The sequence below is a fragment of the Actinomadura fibrosa genome, from assembly GCF_900659615.1.
Taxonomy (GTDB): Bacteria; Actinomycetota; Actinomycetes; order Streptosporangiales; family Streptosporangiaceae; genus Spirillospora; species Spirillospora fibrosa.
In genome coordinates this window covers 1-544 of the sequence record NZ_CAACUY010000565.1, presented here as the reverse complement: position 1 = coordinate 544, position 544 = coordinate 1, and the positions used below count along the sequence as shown (strand labels likewise).

Below are 544 nucleotides of genomic sequence, written 5' to 3'. Positions count from 1 at the left end.
TTGGGTCACTGTGGGTTGATGGGTCGTCGTGGTGACTTGACCGATGCGCAGTGGGAGCGGCTGGCGCCGTTGCTGCCACCGACGGGCGGGCGGGGTGGTCGGTGGGTCGACCATCGGCGGGTGATCAATGGGATCTGTCATCGCGTGCGGACGGGTGTGCCCTGGCGTGATCTGCCGCCGGAGTTCGGGGAGTGGATCACCGTCTACAAGCGGTTCCGGCGCTGGTCGGCGGATGGGACCTGGGAGCGGCTGCTTCAGGTGGTGCGCGCCCAGGCCGACGCCGCCGGGGACATCGACTGGCGGGTGTCGGTCGATTCCACGATCGAGCGGGCGCACCAGCACGCGGCCGGCGCCCCGCACCGGCCGCCGCCCGCCCCACCGGAAAAGGGGGACGACGCCGGGACGAACCAGGACAACCCGTCATGGCGCGAGCTGGTCGCCCTGCTGGAGGAGGTGGCCCGGCAGGCGAAGCACTAGGACGTTCCCGCGGCGGGCTGTCCAGCAAGATTCATCTGGCCGCCGACGGCCGCTGTCGGGTGCTGTC

The 544-nt window shown here is 71.1% G+C and carries 1 pseudogene; it reads left to right on the top strand.

The features are described from left to right. Window positions 1-18: 18 nt before the first annotated feature. A pseudogene (locus tag E1300_RS49690) lies at window positions 19-544 on the top strand (IS5 family transposase); the annotation flags it as partial.